At 65.3% G+C, this 8,868-nt stretch carries 15 protein-coding genes; all 15 read right to left on the minus strand.

Features of this window, described 5'->3' with window-relative positions:
- Positions 1 to 2: 2 nt before the first annotated feature.
- The gene (locus AC5Y5V_RS29515; RefSeq protein WP_499942404.1) at positions 3 to 2,630 is read right to left on the minus strand and encodes an LAGLIDADG family homing endonuclease; all 2,628 of its coding nucleotides are present in this window, start codon (positions 2,628 to 2,630) and stop codon (positions 3 to 5) included.
- Positions 2,608 to 2,997 carry a hypothetical protein gene (locus AC5Y5V_RS29520; protein ID WP_499942408.1) on the minus strand — a complete coding sequence of 130 codons (390 nt, stop codon included), beginning with the start codon at positions 2,995 to 2,997 and terminating at the stop codon, positions 2,608 to 2,610. Before AC5Y5V_RS29520 ends, AC5Y5V_RS29515 begins: the two co-directional genes overlap by 23 nt.
- Positions 2,998 to 3,273: 276 nt before the next feature.
- On the minus strand, positions 3,274 to 3,525 hold the full coding sequence (locus tag AC5Y5V_RS29525; RefSeq protein ID WP_499942411.1) for a hypothetical protein: 252 nt from the start codon (positions 3,523 to 3,525) through the stop codon (positions 3,274 to 3,276).
- A gap of 3 nt (positions 3,526 to 3,528) precedes the next feature.
- Entirely contained in the window at positions 3,529 to 3,846 is a 318-nt protein-coding gene (locus AC5Y5V_RS29530; protein WP_499942413.1) for a hypothetical protein, read from the minus strand.
- A gap of 8 nt (positions 3,847 to 3,854) precedes the next feature.
- Positions 3,855 to 4,013, minus strand: a complete 159-nt coding sequence (locus AC5Y5V_RS29535) for a hypothetical protein (RefSeq protein ID WP_499942415.1) — start codon at positions 4,011 to 4,013, stop codon at positions 3,855 to 3,857.
- A complete protein-coding gene (locus tag AC5Y5V_RS29540; protein ID WP_499942418.1) occupies positions 4,010 to 4,480 on the minus strand; it encodes a hypothetical protein in 471 nt (156 codons plus the stop codon). Before AC5Y5V_RS29540 ends, AC5Y5V_RS29535 begins: the two co-directional genes overlap by 4 nt.
- A gap of 310 nt (positions 4,481 to 4,790) precedes the next feature.
- Positions 4,791 to 5,045 (minus strand): hypothetical protein, encoded by a 255-nt coding sequence (locus AC5Y5V_RS29545; protein WP_499942420.1) that lies wholly within the window; start codon positions 5,043 to 5,045, stop codon positions 4,791 to 4,793.
- A gap of 35 nt (positions 5,046 to 5,080) precedes the next feature.
- The gene (locus AC5Y5V_RS29550) at positions 5,081 to 5,254 is read right to left on the minus strand and encodes a hypothetical protein (RefSeq protein WP_499942422.1); all 174 of its coding nucleotides are present in this window, start codon (positions 5,252 to 5,254) and stop codon (positions 5,081 to 5,083) included.
- 30 nt (positions 5,255 to 5,284) lie between these two features.
- On the minus strand, positions 5,285 to 5,410 hold the full coding sequence (locus tag AC5Y5V_RS29555; protein WP_499942424.1) for a hypothetical protein: 126 nt from the start codon (positions 5,408 to 5,410) through the stop codon (positions 5,285 to 5,287).
- A gap of 39 nt (positions 5,411 to 5,449) precedes the next feature.
- Positions 5,450 to 5,869: a hypothetical protein gene (locus tag AC5Y5V_RS29560; protein ID WP_499942427.1), complete on the minus strand. Its 420-nt coding sequence runs from the start codon at positions 5,867 to 5,869 to the stop codon at positions 5,450 to 5,452.
- A gap of 355 nt (positions 5,870 to 6,224) precedes the next feature.
- On the minus strand, positions 6,225 to 6,626 hold the full coding sequence (locus AC5Y5V_RS29565) for a hypothetical protein (RefSeq protein ID WP_499942429.1): 402 nt from the start codon (positions 6,624 to 6,626) through the stop codon (positions 6,225 to 6,227).
- Entirely contained in the window at positions 6,593 to 6,829 is a 237-nt protein-coding gene (locus AC5Y5V_RS29570; protein WP_499942433.1) for a hypothetical protein, read from the minus strand. The genes AC5Y5V_RS29565 and AC5Y5V_RS29570 overlap by 34 nt, the downstream gene beginning before the upstream one ends.
- Positions 6,830 to 6,986: 157 nt before the next feature.
- On the minus strand, positions 6,987 to 7,274 hold the full coding sequence (locus tag AC5Y5V_RS29575; RefSeq protein WP_499942436.1) for a hypothetical protein: 288 nt from the start codon (positions 7,272 to 7,274) through the stop codon (positions 6,987 to 6,989).
- Entirely contained in the window at positions 7,271 to 8,407 is a 1,137-nt protein-coding gene (locus AC5Y5V_RS29580; protein WP_499942438.1) for a hypothetical protein, read from the minus strand. The genes AC5Y5V_RS29575 and AC5Y5V_RS29580 overlap by 4 nt, the downstream gene beginning before the upstream one ends.
- On the minus strand, positions 8,404 to 8,868 hold a 465-nt coding region (locus tag AC5Y5V_RS29585), incomplete at its 5' end, for a hypothetical protein (protein WP_499942442.1). The genes AC5Y5V_RS29585 and AC5Y5V_RS29580, both read right to left, overlap by 4 nt.

An 8,868-nucleotide genomic window follows, 5' to 3' on the forward strand; every position in this document is an offset into this window, starting at 1 on the left:
TGTCAGGTCCAAAACGGCCCCCACACCTCGACGGGCGGTTGGTTGCCGTGCTCGATCAGCCCATGCATGGCCAACGTGACCGCCATGAGCTGCGTGATATCGCTGTCTTTGTCCTTGCGGTCCCACGCCCAGGCGTCCATTAGGTCCCGCTTCTTGGCCGAGGTCACCGACCGCGCCAGCGGAACACCGCCGCGGTGCCGCAGGCTGGCGGCGCTGTCCTTATCGGCCGTCACCGCGTCGTGGAAAGCGCCGCACGCCTTGGCCAGATCGGTGCCGTTGGACTTGACGACCTCGACGCCCTGGCCCTCGATCGTGGTGATCAGCGACGCGGCTGCCGAATGGCCGTCGATCACCACCGCGCAGGGCTTCCACTGGGTGGCCAGCTCCTTGATGCGGTCGGCGATCCACGCGGTGCCCGGCAGGGAGTCGATCTGCTTGCCACGCACCGCGGGCACGATGCCGACGTGCAGCTTGCCGTCCGCGCGCCGGCCGACCACTCCGATGGCCGATGAGGTGCGGTCCAGCTTCACGTACACCCCGAACGCCACCGGATCGACCGGCTCGGACTGCGGATCTGCCAGAGCGCCCCACGCGTCGGGCTGAATCAGCGCCTCAGTCGAGGTGTCGGGCTTGTCGTGCCAGCCCGCCCGCTCGCGGCCGAACTCTTCCGGCGGCAGCGCCTCGCGCTCCGCCCGGATGTAGTCGATCGTGATCCGGCGCTCCAGGGCCGGATTGGCCTGCCGGATGTACTCGATGTCATCCAGCGCGCACCCCTCGACGTCCACAGCGTGCGAACACGCCTCGTCGGCGCAAGGATTCTCTTCCGGCTGCGAGCAGAACTCGATGTAGCCCAGCCGCGGGCTGGTGCCGGCGCGGCCGCGGGCGACCAGCGCGCGCAGCACGTCGGACTCCGGGTGGCACGCCGACGAGCCGTAAAACACCTGCGGGTCCTTGACCGCCGACAGCGTCGGCAGAAGCGAGCCCATATGGACCTTCTTCAGCGCATACGCCTCGTCGAGGATGATCTTGTTGCCCGTCAGACCCCGGGCGCCGCCGTGAGTACGGGCCTTGAACTTCAGCCGCTGACCGTGCGGACACTCCGCGCTCGGCCGGAGCTTGATCAGCTCCTTGCCGTTGCCGCGCTTGATGCCCGGGTCCTTGCCGAAATCCGGGTCCAGCCGCTTGCTCAGTGCCGGGGTGTCGGTGATCAGGTTCACGATGTCGTCGAACGCCTCGGTGGTGGTGTCCATCTCATGCGAGGACCAGACCACCAACTCCTGATCGGTGACGAACAGCCAGCCCAGCGCGGCCATCTGCATGGTCGCGGTGTTGTGTGTGGCGACCAGGTCGCGGCCGGCCAGGAATAGACCGTCAGGGCTATCGACCTTGATGCAACACACCGGCACCGTGGGTACGAGATCCACCGACTTGATCGAGACGGTGAACCGGCCCTTGCCGCCGTCGGCCGGCTGAACGCGCACAGCCTTGCGTGGCATGCGGAACGGCGCGAAGGGGTCGACCGCCTTCGGTGTGAAGGTCACATAGAACTTCGGCCCGCAGTCGCGGCCATTGAGGATCGCGCGGCCCCGCTTGACCGATGCCCGCCACCCGAGGGATCGGACCAGGTACACGACCGCATCGGACAGGGTCTCGCGGGTCGTGGTGAACGTCGCCTGCCCAGACCTGCGGTGGATGGTGCCATCGGTGTCCATGAGACCCTGAAGTAGGGCTTCGCGTTGCGAGGTGCCTGCCGTCAGGTACTGGTCGGGGACGTGCTTATTGCCCAAGACACCTAGGCGGCGCAGTATGCCGCCGAAGGTCCGCTGATGCCTGCCGGGGCCGGGCGCGCTGGTGATACCCAACGCCGAGCAGGTCCGGTCGACGCGAACTGTGGGAATGAATCCGGCCCGCTCGATGGCGCCGGCCCAGTACTCGACATCGTCGGCGTGGGCGGACATGCTCGCGCAGTTCGACTTGCCATCGCCCAGCCAGGCCCCGAATAGGTACGGGTCGACAGGTAGATCGACATCAGGCGACTTCAGCGGCTCCTGAGCTGGCAGCTGGTATCGAAACTCCGACGTTTGGTAGCTGATGCCGTTGGTGATGACAGTGCGTCGCCCGCGTTGAGATCGCTGCACGCCAGTGCCGACGATGTCGGCCGTGGTGATAGTGCGCCACGCACCGCTATGCCCCATGGCGCGATCGAAAACCGTCCACAGGTGACCTGCATCAGCGACCAGCGATCGGCCGTCGGTCGTGGTCACCCGGTAGCACTGATGGCCCAGCTTCACATCGCTGACGTGCGTCACCGCGACCATATGGCCCGCCGGATGAAAGACGCGATCGCCAGGGCGAATGTCGACCATTGCGACCCAGCCCCGGCCGGTGAGCATCGGTGTCGAAGTCGCCAGGGCCTTCATGTTCTGCCGCGCACAGATGGCGGCGAACTCGAACACGGCCGAGGTCATCGGATTCGGACCGAGCGCGAACAGCACGTTCAGCGCCAGCTCCTGCTCGGGATCCGGCGGCATGCCCGCCAGCGTCGCGAGGTCGCACACCTCCGGGCCCAGCGTCTGCCCGAACTCCGGGTGGGTGAAGTAGGCGGGCTTAACCAGCGCGCTTAGCGTCACGCCGCGCCCTCAACTCGTCGACGCTATCGCCGGTACCCGGCGCCGGCGGGGCGGCCGGAGCGCTGCCGATCGCCGCGGCCATCACCGTGCGCAGTTCGCGAGACAGCGACGCGATGCCGCCCGTCGTCTCGCTGCCCGACATCCGCGCGGCCAGGGCGAGGGCCTGCTGGCCCAGCATCGTGTCGAGCTTGCCCGCCGCTTCCAACTCGGCCCGCGTGGCCTTGACCAGCGAGTTCTCCGGATCCGAAGCATGCCCTTTGGCGCCACGCGAGTTCCGCAGACGGCAAGAGCCACTGCAAAACTTCTGGTGCGACGCCTTCGCCTGGTACGAGGTGCCGCAGCATTCGCACTTACGTCTGCGTGTCAACGCGTAGCACCTCCTGTCGATGTCCGCGAAAGTCGTTACCTATCAACGATTCTCGTTTGCGACGCGTGCACGAAAAACGTTGTGGCACATAGGGCCCCCGCGTCTCACCTATACGGGGGAGGGAAACGACAGACGACCCGGCCGTCGCGCTTGGGCCCCCGATCCCGCGATGGCGACCCACCCCCCGGGGTTGGTCCGGGCCGTGGACTGGAATCGTCGCAGGTCAGAAGCTTGCGCGCGACCATCCATGCGGATGGTGTTGGGGTGCAGCCACTTTCACCAGTTGCGCGATGTGTCGACCGTGTTCATCGCCTTGTGTGTTGACGTGGCGCGGTTGCACGCGACGTGCTCCGGGCCCATGTACTTGGTGCGGTCGTTGTCGTCGTGACCCAGGTCCCACTCTGCATCGGGTGCAATCGACTTGGTGCAGCGCCAGCAGATGGCTACACCTGCCTTGACCCGCTTGGCCTCGCGTGCACGTCGGCGGCGGTGGGCTGCACCGTATCCACGTTCGGCCGTGGTCGCCATTGCTCAGTCGCCGCTGATCGTTGAGTTCGGTGCTTCGATGGCTGGTTGTTCAGGTGCTGGTGTGTCCACGGTCAGGGTGAAGCAGCCCGGGCCGCGCAGCTGCATGTCCACCTTGAGCGGCTGCATCCTCGGATGCTCGAGCGTGCCGACGATCAGCTCGGTGAACATGGTGAGCATGAACAGCTTGGCCATGGGCGTGACCGGTCGATCAGCTCCACCTTGCAACCCCATGGCCTCGGGGATCAGCCGGGGCGCGCTGGGTAGCTGCCAGCTGTCGATGGGTCCGTCGTACTTGGTTTGGCCGTCGACGATGACCTGCATGTGGGGCATCAGCCGAGCCACCAGCACAACACGAAACCGAGAATAATCAGGGGTGCTGCGACTAGCCATGCCTCACAGATCAGTGCGATGCAGCCGCCCGTGTATGCAGCCAGGCCGAGTGGGTAGCCGTAGTCGTTCAGCTCCAGCCAGTCGAGGAACCGGCTCACGCTTGCGCCTCAGGTTGCCGGTGCCCCAGCGCACACTCCGGGTGCAGCTGCTGCACCGCGCGGATGACCTGGGCGCCGAACACCGTGGGCTTGTCGCCGTCGAGGTCGTCGACATTGCCGCCCCAGAGTATGACCCCACATTTGCAGTGGAACTGGACGTGGCGGTTGCGGCGTGGTTCGGCCGCGGCGTCAAGGGCTCGGAGCCGGGCCAGCTCGGCGCTGTCGACGATTTCCTTGCCGGCGGATTCGAGCGTGTGCGCCAGGGCTTCAGCGCTGAGCTTGGCGAAGTCCACGTGCGGCAGGCCCGCTTCGGCGGCGAAGTCCTCGGCCATTTCGGGTGGGAACTTCGCCATCTGATAGGCGGGCAGGGCGGGTAGCCCGAAAGCGGGCGTCTTGTCGTCGCCGGGGTGGACAAGGCCGCCGGCGAGCGACTGGGCGATGACGTCGATGGCGCCTTGGTCAGGCATTGACGGCGGCGGTAGTGGGGATGATGGCCACGGGGGGCTCCTGCTTGGGGGGGTCGGCTGGTAGCAGAAACGCCGCCCTGCCTGAGCAGTAGCGGCGTCATTGTCGGCGCGATTAACCCCGCACCATAGGCTCGTCAGTACAACATTTTGCGGCCAAAGCTGTGACCTGCTGGTTTGCAGAGTAGCACCGAACTACACAGGTGTCATTAACTGGTGGCTGGTGGTGTGTCGGACATGCCCGTTGAGCACCGCGCGGACTTCCGGGCTTGATACGGAGGATCGAAGTCGAAGGTGTCGACGACGTCTAGGGCTAGCTTATCTTTCGTAGTCGCAAGCACACGTCCGGCTTAATGAACGGCGGATTTATCAGCGCTGTCGCGTATTCAATTCCCCTGATCTCATAATCGCCGCGATCTGTGATGCGCACGTGTTGGCCGACGCGCAGAGGTATCTGCGACTCGTTATTGATGCGGCCGGGGCACCCAGGCACATCTGGAAGATGGACAGCGGCCATCTGGCCGCGGCCCGGCACGGTGTACCAATCGCTTGCGCGTAGTTCGATCATGTTTGCTCCGTCGCGCCGAATAATTCCCGATTATGTCAAGTGGCGAGTTGCGGGTGACTCTCATCGAACGCTGCATAGAGTTCCGCGATCTCCGAGAGCTTCTCAGCGTCGTCCTGTGTGGTGCTCAGTACCGCCCGCACGCCATAGAACACAGTCTTCTGGTCGCGCATCAGTGCGAGGTTGGCGAGCGCTTGCGCCTCTTTGCTCATCTGTTTCTCCTGTTAACTCAACGCCGATAATTACTCGGGTCGCGGGGCATCCACGAGGTCATCGGGGTTTAGCGGTGTGGTCAGGGCGCGGTAGGTTTCCCGGTCGAAAGCCCAGATCAGGAACGTTTCCCACCAGCCGCGAATCCAGTCGATCATTACTCTTTCCTCTCGTTGAGCCGATACAAAAGCCTTGCGTCAGGTTCCGCACTCGGTGGTGTGTAAGTAATCGCCGCCTGTAAGAGCGGCCCCGCCGCAGTGGGCACAGGGGGGCGGTTCTGCCGCTTGCTCGGCCTCGTCGGCATAAGCGTCCCAGTCGGTGTTGCCCTCCGCATCCACCCAGTGCGGGACGCTTCCGTCGCTCGGGTGGGTGTGTCCGTGTGGCGCCCGCGCGCCGCGACGGTATAGCTCCATTGCGAGTGCCTGCGATCCGGCGTCGGTCATGCTTTGCCAGTAGAACTCTTTGAGCATGGACGTGAGGCTGGCGATGTGCTCGGCCTGCGTTGGAACTATGCCCAGCATCTGGGCTGTCCGGTCTTCGGCCAGGGGCGGCATGTCGATGTCGGCACACCCGCTGAGGGTGTGTTCCTGCGGCGTGTGCTTGCATGTCTCACTCATGTTGCGTTCCTCCGCTCAGGGCTGATTCCTGTTCGCATTCGCGGCAGCGGTACATACAGCCGCACCAGTACGTCGGGCGTTGGTGTATCGGGCATTCGATGTAGACGTCTGGCACCGATAGCTGTGGCCCGCAAAGGCGGTGGTGCGGCGTGTTACTCATGGGACGAATCGCCGATAACGGATGGGCGCATTCGGTCTCGCCAACTCTGGTTAGGGTTGCGCCAATCGGCCCTGTCGAGAGGCGTCCTGGGCCAAACCTTGTCGCAGGTCACGCAGCCGTAGTAGCAGTACGGGAGTCCGGCGATGCTTGTCCAGACGCGGATAAAATCGTGCCCGCGTAACCGGTGCCACCACCTCATTTGTCCTCCGATCCGATATATGAGCGGTCTGTCAGATCGGCCCAGGCATCGTCTGCCAGGCGCACTTCAAAGTAGATATCGTCCGAGAAGGTGCCGGTGATGACCTGTGCGCCCATCGGGGGATTGAGAATTTCGTAGTGGTGCTCAGCCGCTGGTGCCCGATGCCGTGCCGTGTCGGTGCAGGTCATTGCGACACCTCCGTAGGAGACGGTCGGCACGGGGACGGCGTTACTGGTGTCTATTCGCAGGCGCACCCGAGTGCCGTGATCCGGTGTGTACGCCAGCGAGAAGCGGGAGCCACGTCCGCGCACGCCTACCTCAGGCCATTCCATGCGGTTTATCCCTTCGCCGATAAACGTCTTATTCAGTTGCGCTTCTTTGAGTTTCGATCGCTCCACCGACCGCCGTCGATACTGATAGCACCGCAGGCGCACCGCTGGATGAATGTGAAGTAGTTGATGAAGCCTTCACTTTGTGGGCGGCAAAGATGCAAACGGCGTGGGGCCGGTGCGTCATGCCACGGCACGCCGTGAAAGTTGGTCATCATCGCGCTGCCGTCATCAAGGCGGAAGTCCAGCACGTAGTCGCTAGCGGTCCTCATCTTGTTTTCACTCCCATCGCATCCACCCACCCAAGTACCTCCGCAGCCGGTGTGCACAACCCGCAGCGCAGGCAGATCAGGTCATGCCCGAGAACGTCACGGTCGAACCGGCCGAACCGAACGCGGTGGCCGCGCAGCCGGCAGATTAAGCGGCGCATCATCCCGCTTTCCTTCCTGCCGCCAACCGTTCGCTGATTCCCGCCGGCACCACCACCGGCCCGGACAGGTCAGGCCACGCGGGCTTACACGTGGACACCGCGACCAACTGCGCCAACACGTAATCCATCGGATCCAACGAACGCCGCGGCGATTCGAAGACGTTCTGCGCCTGGATCAAAGCACGCGGGCCGGAGAAGATCGCAGAGAGCGGTTCGTAGGTCCAGCCGTGGGGCGTGCGAGGTTCGGGGAATCTCGTCAGCACCACGTAGCCCAGGAAATCGCTCACGTCAGCGCTCCCATCCGAACCGATTCCGCCCGTAGCCTTCTCGCGTCTTCGAGCCAAAACCCCGGCACGTCCTCACCGCTGCGGCGCATGGTCCCGCGATGCCCGTCGGGCCGCCAGTATCCGCGCGGCTTGAGCTGGCCGTTCTGCCGCCAGCGGCGCAGCGTGCGGCCCGACACCGGCTCCTCGATGCGCTCCAGGATCTCCTCAAGCTGCGGAAGCGTGAACAGCTTGTGCCGGTTGCGCATCAGGTAGCCCTCAATGACCGCCCGGACCTCGTGTGTCACATCGCATTTGGTGCAGGTGACGTGCGTTCGGTCGCGCCGGGCCCGCAGCTCCTGCATGCAGCGGTCGCCCTTCTTGTCGAAGGTCGGGCACGGCCCGATGAGCCGTGGCAGCACCGGCCGGTTGATCACCTTCTCGCTGCGCTCGATCAGGTGCTGGATCTCCCGGTAGCAGATCTGGGCGCCGTCGCCGGCGGCGATCGCCGAGACGTGGTGGGCGAGCCACTCGGCCATCTCCGCCAAGGTGGCGACGTAGCGCGATGCCGGGGCCGCCGGCTTGCGACTCCACCCCGGCAGTAGCGGGCCGATGAATTCCGGATCGACGATGCGTAGGTTTGGCGCGGGCGGCATCCGCCGCCAGCCCTCGGGCAGCGGGCCGACGAAATCGGGCTCAGCGGTCCGCAGCGGCCGCCAGACGATTCCCCGGGTCTCTGACACGTCCTGACACCAGCGGGCCAGCACGGCGCGCCACTGGGTGGCCAGACGGCTGGCGCTGGCGTTGACGCGGCCCACGGCGAGCACGCGGTCGGGGAACTTGCGGTCGGCGAGGTCGCGCTCGAGGCGCGCCTGGCCCACAGTCTGGCCGGTAGTGAACCCCTCGTAGTTGTGGTGGGGCGCGGGGTCGGCGTACTTGCCGAGACCCTCGGGTTCGCTGCGGACGCGCGGGCCGTCGGTGCCGAGCTTGGCGTGGCCGATCGCGGCGTCGTCGACGTACTGCAGCAGGCCGTAACGCAGGCGGCCGGTGTCATCGGGGCGGGTGAGCAGCGATTCGAGCATGTCGCGCAGGTCGGCCTGGCAGGTGGCGCACAACCACAGCTGGGACTTGGCGTCGCACTGAAGGCATTTGGTCAACGCGGCGCTCCTACCTGCTGTTTGTCCACTTTTCCGACCAAATCCGTGGGCCAGCTCATCCCCGCCAGCGCCTCGACATGTCGGCGGCGGGGGCTAAAGTGCAGCGGTTCGCCGAGCTTGCGGGCGCCGATCTCGGCGAGCGTGACCGCGTCGCCGATGTCGTCGTCCGTGATGTGTCCCGCCCACGGCTTCCAGGTGGCGCGGACCGCGGCGAGGACCTCGCGCTTGTGCTCTTTCGCGGTGAGCTCCTTGCTGCTCTTACCGCCCTTGCCGGTGGCCCACTTGCAGCGAGTCAGGTTGTGCACCACGACCGTTGGCGTTTTCCAGGCCTGCAGCTGGCGCATGATCTCGACGAACAACGCGTATCGGTCGTAACTGTCGGCGCTGGACTCGATGCCGAACGTCAGCGGGGCCTCGACCATCGCGAGGTCCGGGCGGGCCTTGGATTCGATGAGGCGCAC

Source organism: Mycobacterium sp. NGS68 (assembly GCF_059812195.1).

Coding starts and splice junctions, on each gene's coding strand:
- AC5Y5V_RS29525 (WP_499942411.1), bottom strand. CDS start 3,525: ATGGCGACCACGGCCGAACGTGGATACGGTGCAGCCCACCGCCGCCGA.
- AC5Y5V_RS29530 (WP_499942413.1), bottom strand. CDS start 3,846: ATGCAGGTCATCGTCGACGGCCAAACCAAGTACGACGGACCCATCGAC.
- AC5Y5V_RS29540 (WP_499942418.1), bottom strand. CDS start 4,480: ATGCCTGACCAAGGCGCCATCGACGTCATCGCCCAGTCGCTCGCCGGC.
- AC5Y5V_RS29545 (WP_499942420.1), bottom strand. CDS start 5,045: ATGATCGAACTACGCGCAAGCGATTGGTACACCGTGCCGGGCCGCGGC.
- AC5Y5V_RS29550 (WP_499942422.1), bottom strand. CDS start 5,254: ATGAGCAAAGAGGCGCAAGCGCTCGCCAACCTCGCACTGATGCGCGAC.
- AC5Y5V_RS29555 (WP_499942424.1), bottom strand. CDS start 5,410: ATGATCGACTGGATTCGCGGCTGGTGGGAAACGTTCCTGATCTGGGCT.
- AC5Y5V_RS29560 (WP_499942427.1), bottom strand. CDS start 5,869: ATGAGTGAGACATGCAAGCACACGCCGCAGGAACACACCCTCAGCGGG.
- AC5Y5V_RS29570 (WP_499942433.1), bottom strand. CDS start 6,829: ATGAGGACCGCTAGCGACTACGTGCTGGACTTCCGCCTTGATGACGGC.